Below are 15452 nucleotides of genomic sequence, written 5' to 3' on the forward strand. Positions count from 1 at the left end.
CTGCTGCTGTTTCATGTTTACCTCCCTCTCGGTAGTTTACCAAGCGGGAGTGTCCATCGTCATCAGGATACCTCAGTTTCTTGAACCTTGGACCAGAGGTGGGGAAAGAAATCGGACAGGGCATTGCCCGGGTATATGCCAAGGGCTTCCCTGATGACTTTGTCGGACAAAAGCACTACACCTGAGGTATTTACCGAAAGGACGCCATCCCCAACTGCATCGAATTGCGCCCTATTGAATGCCTCCAAGTGCTGTTTAGCATCGGGTTCGGGATTTACGAAGATACTTGTCTCAATTTTCTGGGGCACCTTCACAACTCCAATCTTCACGTCCGGCAAGGATTGCCAACATCGCTTGTGCCGGTCTCAATCGAGTTTGTCTTGTGGAGCAACGTCTGTCAGAACCCAATAACACCCGATGCTGGAAATTACCATACTGAAGTCGGAAAACGAAACCGGTTTTCGTACGTAGGTGTTGGCACCAAGGTCATAGCAGGTCTTCAGGTCCGACTCCTCGCTGGAGGAAGTAAGCACGATTACCGGCAAGAGCCTTGTCCGCCCTTCGGATCGGATACGGCGTAACACCTCGAAACCATCCACCTTGGGGAGCTTCAGGTCCAGAAGTACCACCGCAGGCAAGTCGTTAACGTCGCGTCCGGCATACTTTCCTGTACCATACAGGTAATCGAGCGCCTCTAAACCGTCACGCACCACCACGATCTTGTTGGCAAAATGGCTCTTATTAAGCGCCCGCAGGGTAAATATAACGTCCTTGGGATTGTCTTCCACAAGAAGAATCGATTTGTGTTCCATTGTAATGGTCTCTTTCAAAGTTCGGATTGCCAGAGTTTCAGCAGGAAGACAACTAAGATGTATCTCATAATTCGACAAAAGTAAACGGCAACTAATCCCCTCCTAATGATGGGATTTTTCGAGCTTCAACAACACCTAAGCGATCCTTCCAGATCAAACAGAAGTTTCCGGGAGGGTAAAACCGAACTCGGATCCTACGCCAAGGGCCGACCTCGCTAAGACCCTTCCACCGTGACGAGAAATGATCATTTTCACCGTTGCTAAACCGATTCCATACCCGGGGAACTCGTCCGAATGATGCAAGCGCTGGAAGGGAAGAAATAATTTTCTGTGCATAGGCCTCGTCAAACCCCACGCCGTTGTCTCTGACATAGTAATAGGATTCACCGTCACGCTGTTCGGACCCGAACTCAATCTGGGCGTTCTCCCTCTTGCTGGTGTATTTCCATGCGTTTCCGATTAGGTTCTCCACCACGGCTTTGATCAGTATCTGATCACCTCGTACAACGAGCCCCTCGGTAATCTGAACCGAAGCCCGACGCTCCGGTTCCCTTTTGCGTAATGAAGAGATGTACTCAGTGACCAACTCACTGAGATTGACCGACTGCATTTTGATGGCAGTGCGCTTGGAATGCGCGAGCGTAAGGAGGCCATCGATGAGCCGGTCCATGTCGTAGCTCCCCTCCTTAAGAAAACTGAGGTATTTTCTACCCTCCTCATCCAGTTTGTCGCCGTAATCCTCCAGAAGGATCTCACTGGAGCTGTGCATGGTCCGCAAAGGCGCCCGGAGGTCATGGGAAACGGAATAGGTGAAAGCCTCCATCTCCTTGTTTGCGTTTTCCAGCTCACAGGTTCGCTGCGCCACCCTCGACTCCAGTTCCTGGTTCAACGTTCGGACCTCTTCTTCGGCACGGGTGCGCGTTGAGATCTCTTCCTGAAGAGTTGCAAACGCTCGAATCAGCTTGGCAGTCATGTTGTTGAACGCGGAAGCCAGCTGCGAGATTTCGTCAACGCCAGTGACCGGCACACGATTGTTCAAATCGCCTTCGGCAATCCGGTTCACACCTGCAGTCAGATTGACGATGGGAGATGCCAATCGGCACCCCAGCCACCAGCCAAGGACGGTCGCCAACGGCGCAATGGTCAGAAATACAGACAAAGAGACCCAAAAGAACCGATGTTCCCTGCTCAGCACTTCGTCCGCCGAAATGTCGATTCCCAGCACGCCGTCTCGGGACCCATCCGAGGTAACCAGGGGCGAGAAACCGGAAAGCCAAGTCCCCCACCTGTCGGTGTTAAATTCCTTGGCCACTATAGGCTGCGAAAACGTCTTGAACACTGGCATAATGACCGCATTGGGGTTATCATAAACGTCCCCAAAATTTAGACCGGGAAGATCCGACACGACAGACTTGTTACCAGCAACAAGAACAAAACAGATCTTTCCGTCCTCTCTTTGCCGTAATGTATAGATCCACGTGGTATAGGGTGCCTTTTCCAGAATGCGCTGGAAGGTTTTCTTGATCTTGACGTAATCAGGACCAACGGTATCTTTCGGGTCTTTGATCTTGATATGTGCATCGACGTCCACGATCATGTTTGCGAGATCAACCGTGTGGAGCAGCTGTTCCCGCAAACTCTCACGAGCACTCCGGCGGTTACTCTGGTAAAGGGCAACGGAAAGAATGAGAGTTGACAGAAGGGTAAGTGCCGCAAAAGTAAAGCCGAACTTCCTTTTCAAACTCTGAACGCCCAGAAAATTCATAGGCGGCGCCTCCTATGATCTACCCTACTGCTGCCAGCTTGCTACGACAGATTATGAGCCACCAGTTCCGCGATATCAACGACTTTAGGCGCATCGACCTCTTTGCCGATGCCCCCTCTGACGTCTTCAAACATGTTCAGACAGAAAGGGCAGGCGACTGCAACAATGGAGGCTCCCGTTTCCATCGCCTCTTCAAATCGGATGGCGCTAATTCTTTTCTCTTCCGACACCCGATAGAAGGCATTCCCCGCACCCGCCCCGCAGCAAAACGAGAGGTTTGACGTGCGCTCCATCTCCCTCAAGGGGCCGAAATGCCCCAGAATCTCTCGAGGAGGAACGGTAATCCCATTGATCCTTCCCAAGTTACAGGGGTCGTGAAAGGTCATTTCAGTTATTTGTTCTGGATTTTTCAGGTTGAGTTTTTTATCCCTGATCAACTCCATAATCAGTTCTGAATGATGTACCACCTGGTAATTACCTTTAAAATCTTGATACTCGTGTTTGAGCATGTTGTAGCAGTGCGGGCAATTTACCAGGATTTTCTGGACCCCGAAAGACTCCCACAGCTCGATGTTCTGCAATGCAGTCATCTGAAAGAGCCCCTCTTCCCCCATCCTTTTTGCCGGCTCTCCGCAGCAGCGCTCCTGCTCTCCGAGGATTGCGTAATCGACCCCGGCAGCATTGAGAATGCTAATTACTGCATCCGCAACGCTTCTGCATCGCTGATCGTAACAGGAGGAGCATCCGATGAAGTAGAGGTATTCGAAACTATCTTTATCGGCCACCGTCGGGACCTGCCTGCTCTCAAGCCATTCGGTTCTGGAATATGACGGCAAGCCGTAAGGGTTACCATTGCGCTCGATGTTGCTGAAGATCGCGATCTTGGAGTCATCATCAAGCGAACCGTTCACCATGGACCTCCGGAAATCAATAAAGAAATTCACGTGATTTATGAATGCCGGACAGACCTCGACGCAGGCGTAGCAATTGGTGCATCCCCACATTTCCTCTTTGGCGATGACCTCATCAAACAGGTCCATCGCGCTCCCTCCGAGCTCAATTTGAGGAATCAGCTTTTGCATGATGTTACGAGGGGAGAGAACCCGGCCAGAATTGTTGGCGGGGCACACCTTTTCGCATCTGCCACAGTTAACGCAGGAGAGGACCTGGAGCCGCTCTTCCCATTTCAACTCCTGTACATTGCCGACCCCTACACTTGCGGGAACATCTGATTCCCCCTCCCCTTCTGCGTCCATCTCCAATATGTTGAAGGGTGTGCTCAATTTCCCCTTAGTCGCGGCGTCCTTTGGAGGTGTCACCAGCAAATTGAATGGGATAAGAAGCACGTGGATGAACTTGGTGTAAGGAGTGACGACCAAAAGGCATAGCATAAGAAGCATGTGAAAATTCCACAGTGCGGGATACACGGACCGGAGCAGATCGGGTGAAATACTCTTAAGGAAGCCGTTGGAAAGCGCCGCTCCGACAAAAGAATAGCCGGCATAGCTACTTGGGGTGATAGCAAGCCTAATCCCCTCGAGTGCAAAACCGGAGGCGAGTATCGCCAACAGCAGTGCAAGAGCGAAATAGTCGGCAATCCCGCTGTGCACATAATTAGGTCTGGAGACCACCCTGCGGTACAACGCTATTATAACGCCTGCAAATACCAGCAATCCGGCAGCGTCCATAATTGTTTCGAACACCAGATATAGGCCACCCTGAAGGATTTTAAATTCAGTGACATGGGCAAGGAAGTCTGCATCTATTGCAACAAGTGCCGTTCCCACAATCAGGATAAGGAACCCGTAAAATATGCTCGAATGCAGCATGTTCCCTACTACGGATTGCCTAGTTTTGCTCTGCAGCACTACATAACTGAAAAAATTATGTACGAAACGACGGGGATTCTGGAATATCTCCTTGGCAACGCTGGCAATCAAATTCTTAGAACTGATTCCCAAAAGCCGGATCTTGCGGTCCATTCCGTAAGAAAACAGGATTACAGACAAGATGAAGCTTATGTACATAATAATAGGAGTATAGGTTGGCATATAAGGTAAATAAACACGTTCTATCATCTTTCACCTCATTTCACTTTTTATGTATTAGTACGTCTGAATGCATACACAGCAATTAAGCTACGTTGTTGTCATCAAGACAATGAATAATTTTATTAGCTTTGACACATAGCGACATTCCCTATGCTGAAAAAATTCCTGATCAGAGAACAAATATGCTTTATTGATACTCAAAACCCCGGACTGATATTTCGATCTACATTCAAAGATGACAGTAGTTGATTGACCCAAGCAAGTGACATGCCAAAAGAATATGCCGTGCAATATACTGTCTATCGAACTGACATATTGGTTTGAAAACCTGAAAAAATATGCCGCGATTGGTCTCGGAATCGTCACATGGTGACCGATTGGACTGGACGGGAACCTTAAGATTAACCATCAATCCTTTGGTTTTTCTCCTGACTCGCCTCGACGTGATGCATAAAGGCAATTTCTGTTCCGCGCTGGGACATCGCGCTACGACTCCAGAGTCGAAGCGCCCCCAGTAGCAAAGAAAAGACACTGGCAGGAAGCCATGGTTGCTGATCACCGGCACGATAGCAAATGCACAACAGCATCATGATGCAATCACGCATCGGCTAGATAGTGAGATATGGACGACAGGCGTGGGTCGAAGATGGCGGTCCCGTGTTAAGCGGCAATGTAAAAATGACCCACCTCGGAAATTGAAATTTGACCCACTCTTCCTGATAACCTAGCCGACCTGGAGGGTCGGCATGATCGGAAAGGAAGAGTGTATGGAAGTCAGAATTCTCAAAAAGCAGGGCAAGAGCATCCGGGAGATCTCGCGGATCACCGGGTTATGCCGAAACACGGTCAGAAAGTTTCTCAGATCGACCGCCGATCCCCGTTACAAAGAACGGGTGAAGCAGCCGGGAAAGCTTGATCCATTTAAAGCGTTGCTCGAAGAGCGGGTGAAGGCAGCGCTGCCGCATCGGATTCTCGGGCAGCAACTGCCAACACCTCAGATAGATGACTAACCCAGGGAAGTGGGTCATTTTTCAATTGCCGATCAACCGGTAAAGTGGGTCAATTTTCGATTGCCGTTGACAGTCCCGTTCCTGGTTTTTCTAACAAGGTAGTTTACCTCCCTCCCCTTCACAGAAATTTCGACATTGTGGTTCCGTCCCCCCAAGCGCTGTGCAACTTTCGTTCAGAGTTCTGGCAGGACGTCATTGAGATGAATGCCGGGATAAATTGCTAGGCTCTCTCGAACTTTTCGGTTGGAAAGCATTGTCATCCCCGAGGCGTTTACCGCCAGCAGTCCCACGTCCATGGCGTTTATCATCGCCTAATGGAAATTTTCCGAACTGTGTTGCGTCGTATTTAGAGGGTAACAGAGAAACTCGCTGTTCATAGGCATGCGTGACTCCTTCCGGCTGATATTCCAATAAGCAGCTACAGGAATAACCTATTTTATTTTCACAATTCCATTTGGTTAGAGAGTGAGAGAGTTACAAGAAAAGCCACACTACTTATCCATCAGTAAGTATGCAGTTTTGCATACCATATGCAAAATGGAATTTTATTGAATAAATATACTACCAACTATCTTCTCCACAAATTTGAACAACTTCTGTAATTTTGGCATGTTAAGAGGTGTCAACATCGATTGTTTCATGATTTTTATTGTTGGTATGGTTATTGATTAATCCTTAGCAGCAAGGACACAAGCATTTTTCTTAACTTGGTTACACAAAGTATTGCTTGGCCTGTTTTAAAATCAAATCCCCAAAGGAGTCATAAACATGTCCACAAAAAACGAGCATCTCATGGCATTACGCAACCAGCATATCCCCCTAGGGATTGTGAACCTGACACCGTCATTTATCACCAAGGCCCATGGGGCGATAATGATCGACGCCGACGGGAAGGAGTTGATCGACTTTGCCGGGGGGATCGGCGTCAACAACGTCGGCCACTGCCATCCGAAGGTCGTGGCGGCAGTAAAGGAGCAGGCAGAACAATTCATTCACACCTGCTTCCACGTCGCACCCTATGAGGCGTATATCGAACTCGCCGCAAAATTGAATGAACTGGCCCCCGGCGACGTTACTAAGATGACCATGTTCACCAATTCAGGTGCCGAAGCGGACGAGAACGCCATCAAGATTGCGCGCTATGCCACGAAACGTCCAGCTGTCATCTCGTTCGAGAACGGCTTCCACGGCCGGACAAATCTAACCATGGGGCTGACCAGCAAGGTAAAACCATACAAGTTTGGCTTCGGCCCCTTTACCCCTGAAACATACCGTGCCCCCTACGCTTACTGCTACCGCTGTCCTATCGGGATGTCCTATCCAGGGTGCAAGGCGGCCTGTGCCGACTACCTGGAAGAGTTTTTCATCTCCCACGTGGCGGCTGAGCAGACAGCCGCCATCATCGCCGAGCCGATCCAGGGAGAAGGGGGATTTGTCACGCCCCCTCCCGAATATTTCTCTAAACTCAAGGCACTCTGTGAAAAATATGGAATCCTCCTGATTATCGACGAGGTCCAGACCGGGATGGGGAGAACAGGCACCATCTTCGCCATCGACCATTGGGGGGTACAACCGGACATAATTACCTCGGCCAAAAGCCTTGCCGGTGGTATGCCGCTCGGCGCCGTCACCGGTCGCGTCGACATAATGAATCTCCCCCACGTGGGTGGACTGGGGGGGACTTATAGCGGCAACCCCCTATCTTGCCGCGCCGCCTTGGCGGTGCTCGACATTCTACTGAAAGACGGTCTACTCAAGAAGGCGGAAGCCCTCGGCGAAACATTGCGGAAACGGTTTGTCGCCATGCAGGGTCAGTACGAGATCATCGGCGAGGTACGCGGTAAGGGGCCGATGCTGGCGCTGGAACTGGTCCGCGACCGGGAAACCAAAGAACCGGCAGGCGACGAGGCGAAGCAGCTGACCAAACTATGCTACGACAAGGGACTCGTCATACTCTCCTGCGGCGGCCATGGCAACGTCATTCGTTTTCTAATGCCACTTGTCATCACCGACAAGCAGTTGGAACGAGGCCTCGCCATACTTGAGGAATCGATCGCTGAGATTTCCCTCGGTCTCAAGCCTGCTCTGAAATAGAAACCGGATGCCGGGAACAGTGAAACTCGGACCTGACAGAAAGTATCAAGGGGGCACGTTCTGAGTGCCCCCTTGATGAAAATCGGCGATATCGTCTATGTGAACGGGCCGTCAATTGAGTAAAAATATTCTGCCCTCTCGTGTATATCAGTACTAGTTTGAATCTATCCCTGAATTATGACGGTAGGGGACTGGCAAGTGCTGGAAGCAGATGAAACTCGTAATTCGGGCTGCAAAGTTTCGCCTCCATGCAAGAAAGCATTCCTCTTAAATATACTGATGAAGGAGCACAACATGTTCCCCCTGAAAGATCCCTCCCTCTTCCGGGACAAATGCTTCATCAACGGCCGATGGGCTGCTGCCGACAACGGCCAGACCATCGACGTCACCAACCCCGCTACCGGGGAAAAGATCGGTACCATCCCCAAGATGGGGGCTGACGAGACCCGTCGCGCCATCGAGGCGGCAAATGCCGCCTTGCCGGAGTGGCGAAAAATGACCGCCGCCGAGCGATCGACTATCCTGCGGCGCTGGTTTGAATTGATGGTGGAGCATCAGGAGGATCTGGCTGTGCTAATGACCGCTGAGCAGGGGAAGCCGCTTTCAGAGGCGCGCGGCGAGATTGCCTATGCCGCAACCTTTCTCGAGTGGTTCGCGGAAGAAGGGAAGCGGATTTACGGCGACATCATCCCCCAGCACCAGCGGGACAAACGGATCGTGGTGGTCAAGGAGCCAATCGGCGTCTGCGCCGCGGTAACGCCGTGGAACTTCCCGTCGGCGATGATCACCCGTAAGGCCGGACCGGCCCTTGCCGCCGGCTGCACCATGGTGCTCAAACCTGCCTCCCAGACCCCTTATTCGGCTCTGGCGCTGGCCGAACTGTCGGTGCGTGCGGGATTACCAGCCGGGGTCTTCAGCGTCGTCACCGGGGCCTCCGGCGCCATCGGCGGCGAGATGACCACGAACCCGATCGTGCGGAAGCTGACTTTTACCGGCTCCACCGGAATCGGCAAACTCCTGATGGAGCAATGCGCCGGGACTGTGAAGAAGCTTGCCCTTGAGCTGGGGGGCAACGCACCGTTCATCGTATTTGATGACGCCGATCTGGATGCTGCGGTCGAGGGAGCGCTAATCTCAAAATACCGCAACACCGGCCAGACCTGCGTCTGCACCAACCGGATCCTGGTGCAGGATGGGGTCTACGAGGCCTTTGCCGAAAAACTTGTTAACGAGGTCAGGAAGTTGAAAGTGGGCGACGGTCTTAAGGAGGAGACTCAGCAGGGGCCGCTTATTGATTTGAAGTCGGTTGAGAAGATTGAAGAGCACATCACCGATGCCGTTGCCAAGGGGGCTAAGATCCTCGTCGGAGGCAAGCGGCACAAACTGGGAGGAAGCTTCTTCGAGCCAACCATTCTGGCCGATGTCACCCCCTCCATGGCAGTTGCCCGCGAAGAGACCTTCGGACCGCTCGCCCCCCTCTTCCGATTCTCGACCGAAGAGGAGGCGATCCGAATGGCCAACGACACCGAATTCGGCCTGGCTGCCTATTTTTACAGCCAAGACGTCGGCCGGGTCTGGCGGGTTGCCGAGTCGGTAGAGTACGGCATCGTCGGCATCAATACCGGCCTCATCTCTACCGAGGTCGCCCCCTTCGGTGGCATCAAGGAATCCGGTTTCGGCCGGGAGGGTTCGAAATACGGCATCGATGACTTTTTAGAGATCAAGTATCTCTGCATGGGCGGGATTTAGGAGAAACGTCATGAATTACCTTACAGAAGACGACATATACAAGAAAGTCCAACAATCGATCGGTGAGCTTGGCGATCATGCAGGAAAGAACTTGGCGTGGCTCCGCGAGCAGATGGGCCCGTACTTCTCGATCACCATGCAGCAAGAGGTGGGGGCCATCGCCACCCTGGCTGCCGGACTCGAGAGCCTGGGGAATAACCAACGGCTGCTCCTGGCCGACCGGGAGAAGACCCTGATCCTGGCGCGATTGAACCTTCCCGGCTCTCTCTACGACACCCTTCGCACCCTTCAGGAACGGGAGATATCCTACGCTCAATTCACCCACTCGGATGGCAACCTGCCGGGATTAGAGCACGAACTCGAAGTGCATCGGTTCGACTTCGACCGGAAGGAACATCGGGAGATCGCCCAGGCCGGTGCGGTCGTCATCCCGGAAGAAATCAGAAAGGGCGTGGAGGCGGCGCTCTCCGACCACTATCCCCGCTTTGACTATGCCGATCTGGACCGGCTCCTGCGCCTACTCTGGCTCAATAACGAACAGTACGTCCGTCTCTCCCCTCCCAAACGGGTTGCCCAGATCCTCTGGCTCTACCAGCAAGGGAACCGACAGGGAGGGATCTATCTCGATGTCGAAGAGGCGGAGCGGCAGGAAACCCAGGTCATGTTTGCCGTCGGCAATCCGCCGCAGAAGGACTTCCTGGTTCAGACCATGGAGGTTTTCAACCGTCTTAACCTGGGGGTTAGACGGGCCTACTGCCTCACCATAAGCAATGGCGTCCACCCTTACTTCCTCGGCACCTTCTACGTCAGGAAGCGGGACAAAGGGACTCTGCAGAAGGGGTCGGAACTGTTCACCAGACTGCAGAAGGAGTTGTACAACACCCAGATCCTCTCCACCGCCTCCCAGACCTACCGGCAATTTGTCACCACTGGGGTCATGACTGGTGAAGAAGGGTCGCTGGTAAACGCTTTTATATCCTTTTGCCATACAAACCTCGCTCATCACCACCCCGATCCTTTCGGCTACGAAGATGTCATTCGGGCCTTCCATTCCCATCCTGACATAGCCCTGCAGTTGACCACCTTGTTTCGCATAAGGTTCGAGCCTGGCATAGATGGGCGCGAAGAGCTGTACCACACAGCACTGGCAGAAACCATCCGGTTTGTTAAAGAGTACAATACCGGACACCGCTATATTGATGACATCCGTCGCGCTATCTTCACCTGCGCCATTACCTTTATCCGTCATACCCTGAAGACCAACTTTTTCGTCCCGGAGAAGCATGCCCTGGCCTTCCGGCTTGACCCGGCATACCTCTCCGACCTGGCTCCAGAACACATTGCCGACCTGCCTCAGGAATTACCGTTCAGGATCACCTTTTTCTTCGGCCGGTACGGCGCCGGCTACCACATTGGCTTTTCCGACATAGCCCGAGGGGGATGGCGGACCATTATCACACGAAACCGAGACGACTACGTCACTTGCGCCAGCACCATGTTACGCGAGGTCTACGTCTTGGCGCACACCCAGCACCTCAAGAACAAGGACATCTACGAGGGTGGGTCCAAGATGGTCGTTGTCCTCGACGCGGCCAATTTAGATGATAAGGAACTGATCAACCAACGGCTCTACAAGCTTCAGTTCGGCTTGATCAACGCTTTCCTCGACATCTTTGTCACCGATGGAGGGAAGGCCAAAGACCCGCGCGTAGTGGACTACTATGGCGAGGATGAACCAATCGAGCTTGGCCCCGACGAGAACATGCACGACGCCATGATTGAGATGATCGCTCGCCAGTCACTGCGACGTGGGTATCTGCTCGGCATTGGCATCATGTCCAGCAAGCAGGTCGGCATCAACCACAAGGATTACGGCGTAACCTCAACCGGGGTGGTCAAATTTGCCGAGATCACCATGCAGGAACTGGGGATCAATATCCGCAAGGATCCTTTCTCGGTCAAATTCACCGGTGGGCCGAACGGCGACGTGGCCGGCAACGCTATGCGGATCATGCTGGAACGCTGTCCGCAGGTCAGGATCAAACTGATCCTCGACGGCACCGGCGCTATCTTTGACCCCGAAGGAATGCGACGGGAGGAACTGCAGCGGATTCTTCTCAAGGACGACCTGGACGCTTTCGACCCCGCAATGCTCCATCCCGGTGGCTTCATTCTCTATAGAAGAAAACAAAGGACCGAAGGGCTGCGTGAACTTTTCAAGCGAGCTGCCTTTACCGAGTCAGGACCGGTTGAGCAGTGGGTCACCCTCGACGAATTCCACCGCGAGTTCGGCAACCTCCTTTTTTCCGTTCCTACTGATCTCTTTATCCCCGCAGGCGGGAGGCCGGAGACCATCGACAAGGAGAACTGGCCGCGGTTTTTCCAGGAGGACGGCAAACCGACCACCCAGGCTATCGTTGAAGGGGCCAACTCCTTCATCACCCCTGAGGCCCGACTCCAGATGCAGCGGCGGGGAATCGTCGTTATGCGCGACGCCTCCGCAAACAAGTGCGGGGTCATCTCTTCCTCCTATGAGATCATCGCCAACCTGCTCCTGACCGAGGAGGAATTCCTGGCAAACAAGGAGCGGTATGTGGCTGACGTCATCGAGATCCTCGAGAAGCGGGCCGAGGACGAAGCACGGCTCATCTTCCGCCGGTACAAAGAGCCCGGCTGCAGCCAGCTCTATACGGAGATATCCAACGCATTGAGCCAAGATATCAACGCACACTATGCACGGCTCTTTAACTTCTTTCAGCGGCGCTCCGAGCTCTGCGCCGATCCGCTCTTCCGCCAGGCGATCCTGAGCCACCTGCCGCGTATCCTGCGGGAAGAGCCCCGCTACAGCAAACGGATCGATACTCTGCCGGCCAAGTACAAGTACGCGATTCTCGCTGCGGAAATAGCATCGTCGCTGGTCTATGTCGGTGACCGGGAGGCTGATTTTGAGGATATGCTGAAGGGACATCTAGTAAAGCGTTTCACTTAGCATAGTATAGCGGCATCAGCTGCGATCACTCAAACAGGGCGATCACTATCGCCGACGACGAAGAGCCGTTCAAGGTCGACTTCGACCGGTTCACCGACCTCAATCCGGTCTTCAAGAATGACGGCACCATCACCGCCGCCAACGCTTCCACCATCAACTACGGCCGACGTCAAAGCCGAGCTCACCACATCCGACAACGACCTTTTTGAGATCAACGAGGTCTTCGCCGCCGTCAGCCTTTTCGCCATCAACTGGCTCGGCCTCGACCCGAATAAAGTTAAAGTCAACGGCGGCGCCTGCGCCATCAGCCACTCCAGCGGCGCCAGGCTTGCCGACGCCGTTATCCGTGAAGAAAGGGATGTTATGGCCTCACCACCCTCTGTATCGGTGGAGGCGAAGCGGTCGCTGTCATCTTCGAGAGAGTATGAAACGCAATCTTTCGTAAATCTCGGCGTTGATTTGCGGGATTCCTTGCCCTTGTTCAATTGACGTTGCAAAAGATTACTATCAGCATCAAACAGGAGGCTGGAAATGATTAAACACGTAGGAGTGCTCGGCGCGGGGCAGATGGGGAACGGCATAGCTCATGTTTGCGCCCAGTTTGGCTATAATGTTGTACTGTTCGACATCGCTGCCCCCCAACTCGACAAGGCGCTCGCCACTATCCGGCAGAACCTGGATCACCAGACACTAAAGGGTGCCACTGCCGAAATGGTCGAAGAGACTATGGGGCGGATCAGACCGACCCAGGATATGGCCGACCTGGCCGACTGCGATATCTGCGTCGAGGCTGTCACCGAGTATCAGCCGCTCAAGTTCGAGATCTTCAAAAAACTCGATGCTGCGGTCAAGGAAGGGGCCATTATTGCCTCCAACACCTCCTCCATCCCGATCACCAAGATTGCCGCTGTCACCAAGCGTCCGGATAAAGTCATCGGCTTACACTTCATGAACCCAGTGCCGGTCATGAATCTCGTCGAAGTGATCCGTGGCCACGCTACCAGCGACGACACCTTCGCCACCACCGCCGCTCTTGTTGCCAAATTGGAGATGGAGATGGCCGTCTCCCAGGACTACCCCGGCTTCAGCGTCAACCGGGTCCTGATCCCGATGATCAACGAGGCGATCTTCGCCCTCGATGAGGGAATCGCTGCCGTCGAGGACATCGATAAGGGGATGGAACTCGGCACTAATCGACTGATGGGCCCTCTGACCTTGGCCGACTTCATCGGCCTCGACACCGTCCTTGCCATCTCCAACGTATTGTACGTCGGCTTTAAGGATCCCAAATACCGCCCCAGTCCCCTGCTGGAGCAGATGGTCAATGCTGGGTATCTCGGGAGAAAGTCGGGGATAGGATTTTATTCGTACTGACACCAGTCCTTGAGTGAAGGTGGCTAAAAAATTAATGAAAAATATGGGTTTAAACTAAAGTTCAGTTAGAGGAGTTCCTATGCCCGAAGTACGTTACCGTTTTGCGCCAAGTCCGACCGGCCATCTCCATGTGGGGGGAGCGCGAACGGCGCTTTTCAACTGGCTTCTGGCCAGGAAGGAAGGTGGGAAGTTCATCCTTCGAATAGAGGATACGGACGTCGCCCGGTCGACCCAGGAATCGGTGGATGCGATCCTGCAGGGGATAACCTGGCTCGGCCTCGACTGGGACGAAGGGCCCTTCTACCAATCGAAGCGGTTCGAACTCTACCAAGAGTTCGCTTATAAACTTTTCGACAGCGGGAAGGCGTACCGCTGCTACTGCACCACCGAAGAGATCGAGGCAAAGCGGGAACAGGCGATGAAGGAAGGTCGCAAGCCGAAGTACGACGGGACCTGCCGAAACCTGCCGGCGGAGAATGCCGACAAGCCGTACGTCATCCGGTTCCGGGCACCGCAGGAGGGGGTGACGGCGTTCCGCGATCTAATCAAGGGGGATATCACGTTCAACAATGACGAGCTCGACGACCTGATCATCCTCAGGAGCGACGGCACCCCGACCTACAACTTCGTGGTGGTCATTGACGACGCCACCATGGGGATCACCACTGTCATACGCGGTGACGACCATGTGAACAATACTCCCCGCCAGATCCTCCTCTACGAGGCGCTCGGCTACCCTGTGCCGAAGTTCGCCCATGTGCCGATGATCCTCGGCAGCGACAAGGCCCGACTCTCCAAGCGGCACGGCGCCACCAGCGTCATGGCCTATCGCGACATGGGGTTCCTCCCCGAGGCGATGGTCAATTATCTGGTGCGGCTCGGGTGGAGCTATGGCGATGAGGAGATCTTCAGCATCCAGGATCTGATCGAAAAGTTCTCAATCGAAAATGTCGGCCGTTCAGCCGGGGTGTTCAACCCGGACAAGCTCCTCTGGCTCAATGCCCACTACATCAAGGCTGGGGATCCGCAGCGACTGGCCGACCTCCTCATCCCCTTCCTCAAAGAGCGGGGAGTGGATCCGTCCAAGGGGCCGAGCCTTCCTGCAGTGGTGAGGACCATTCAGGACCGCGCTAAAACGTTGCTGGAAATGGCCGACGGAGCGGTGTTTTTCTACACGAGCGACATCGCCTATGACGAGGAGGCTGTGGCGAAGCAAATGACGCCGACGGCTGCGCCGCTCCTTACTGCCTTGGGAGAGAAACTCGAAGCCGTCGCAGAATTCAGCCATGACGGTATCGAGACCGCCTTCAAGGAGTTTTGTGCCGCCGAGGGGATCAAAATGGGACAGATCGGCCCGGCGGTCCGAATTGCTCTCTCAGGATGTACAGTTACGCCGAGCATCTATGAGGTCGTCGAGGTTCTCGGGAGGGACGAGGTGCGCACCAGAATTAGACGGTCTGTGGAATTCCTCACAAAATAAGCACTCAAGTAAGGACGGCAGTAGCTGACATTATGGATCGTTACAACTCGGCAGCCGACTTTCCGTCCTTGCCATAGCTCATAGGTGTTGAGTGCCACGACATCGTGGACAGAAAAATGTGCCATGAC

The 15452-nt window shown here is 53.5% G+C and carries 9 protein-coding genes and 2 pseudogenes; 7 read left to right on the top strand and 4 right to left on the bottom strand.

Features of this window, described 5'->3' with window-relative positions:
* Positions 1-62: 62 nt before the first annotated feature.
* The 4 genes from KJB29_RS18135 to KJB29_RS18150 all read right to left on the bottom strand — a co-directional run bounded on the left by KJB29_RS18135 (position 63) and on the right by KJB29_RS18150 (position 4655).
* Positions 63-338, bottom strand: a complete 276-nt coding sequence (locus KJB29_RS18135; protein ID WP_215735733.1) for a hypothetical protein — start codon at positions 336-338, stop codon at positions 63-65.
* A 27-nt stretch (positions 339-365) separates the two neighbouring features.
* A complete protein-coding gene (locus tag KJB29_RS18140; protein ID WP_215735734.1) occupies positions 366-812 on the bottom strand; it encodes a response regulator in 447 nt (148 codons plus the stop codon).
* Positions 813-903: 91 nt separating this feature from the next.
* A complete protein-coding gene (locus KJB29_RS18145) occupies positions 904-2577 on the bottom strand; it encodes a sensor histidine kinase (protein ID WP_215735735.1) in 1674 nt (557 codons plus the stop codon).
* A gap of 41 nt (positions 2578-2618) precedes the next feature.
* Positions 2619-4655, bottom strand: coding sequence for a (Fe-S)-binding protein (locus tag KJB29_RS18150; RefSeq protein WP_215735736.1), 2037 nt, complete (start codon positions 4653-4655; stop codon positions 2619-2621).
* A 719-nt stretch (positions 4656-5374) separates the two neighbouring features.
* Between KJB29_RS18150 and KJB29_RS18155 the strand changes: the two are divergent.
* The 7 genes and pseudogenes from KJB29_RS18155 to gltX all read left to right on the top strand — a co-directional run.
* A pseudogene (locus KJB29_RS18155) lies at positions 5375-5599 on the top strand (IS21 family transposase); the annotation flags it as partial.
* A gap of 807 nt (positions 5600-6406) precedes the next feature.
* The gene (gene gabT / locus KJB29_RS18160; protein WP_215735737.1) at positions 6407-7732 is read left to right on the top strand and encodes a 4-aminobutyrate--2-oxoglutarate transaminase; all 1326 of its coding nucleotides are present in this window, start codon (positions 6407-6409) and stop codon (positions 7730-7732) included.
* 294 nt (positions 7733-8026) lie between these two features.
* The gene (gene gabD, locus KJB29_RS18165; protein ID WP_215735738.1) at positions 8027-9481 is read left to right on the top strand and encodes an NADP-dependent succinate-semialdehyde dehydrogenase; all 1455 of its coding nucleotides are present in this window, start codon (positions 8027-8029) and stop codon (positions 9479-9481) included.
* Positions 9482-9491: 10 nt separating this feature from the next.
* Entirely contained in the window at positions 9492-12470 is a 2979-nt protein-coding gene (locus tag KJB29_RS18170; protein WP_215735739.1) for an NAD-glutamate dehydrogenase domain-containing protein, read from the top strand.
* 44 nt (positions 12471-12514) lie between these two features.
* Positions 12515-12898: pseudogene (locus KJB29_RS18175) on the top strand (thiolase family protein); the annotation flags it as partial.
* Between the two features lie 103 nt (positions 12899-13001).
* On the top strand, positions 13002-13844 hold the full coding sequence (locus KJB29_RS18180) for a 3-hydroxyacyl-CoA dehydrogenase family protein (RefSeq protein ID WP_215735740.1): 843 nt from the start codon (positions 13002-13004) through the stop codon (positions 13842-13844).
* A gap of 79 nt (positions 13845-13923) precedes the next feature.
* A complete protein-coding gene (gltX, locus tag KJB29_RS18185; protein ID WP_215735741.1) occupies positions 13924-15324 on the top strand; it encodes a glutamate--tRNA ligase in 1401 nt (466 codons plus the stop codon).
* Positions 15325-15452 lie beyond the last annotated feature (128 nt).

It is taken from the genome of Geobacter grbiciae (assembly GCF_018531165.1).
Taxonomy (GTDB): domain Bacteria; phylum Desulfobacterota; class Desulfuromonadia; order Geobacterales; family Geobacteraceae; genus Geobacter; species Geobacter metallireducens.